The sequence below is a fragment of the Vibrio sp. 2134-1 genome, from assembly GCF_033339495.1.
Genome location: NZ_JAWOUS010000855.1, coordinates 1 through 542, shown reverse-complemented (window position 1 = coordinate 542; position 542 = coordinate 1). Strand labels below are relative to the sequence as shown.

Genomic DNA, 542 nt, shown 5'->3' with positions numbered 1-542 from the left:
CGCTACCGCATTTGTTTGATTGACTTGGACCCTCAAGGTTCATTACGTCTGTTTTTAAACCCGCAAATCAGTGTGGCTGAGCACGACAACATTTATTCAGCGGTGGACATCATGTTAGGCAACGTGCCTGATGGAGTAGAGATCGACCGCGAATTTTTACACAAGAACGTGCTGTTGCCGACGCAATATCCGAACTTGAAGTCAATCTCCGCATTCCCAGAAGATGCTATGTTTAACGCAGAAGCGTGGCAAACGCTGTCTGAAGACCCATCACTTGATATCGTTCGTCTATTGAAAGAACAGCTTATCGACAAGATTGCGAATGACTTCGATATCATCATGATTGATACCGGTCCGCACGTTGACCCTCTGGTTTGGAATGCGATGTACGCGTCCAATGCACTGTTAATTCCTTGTGCGGCAAAACGTCTAGACTGGGCATCTACGGTTAACTTCTTCCAGCATTTGCCTACGGTTTATGAGATGTTCCCAGAAGATTGGAATGGCTTAGAGTTTGTTCGTCTAATGCCAACCATGTTCGA

The 542-nt window shown here is 45.9% G+C and carries 1 protein-coding gene; it reads left to right on the top strand.

Features of this window, described 5'->3' with window-relative positions:
* Nucleotides 1–542: ParA family protein (locus R7R78_RS28920; RefSeq protein ID WP_225474945.1), on the top strand; the 542-nt coding region annotated here is incomplete at both ends.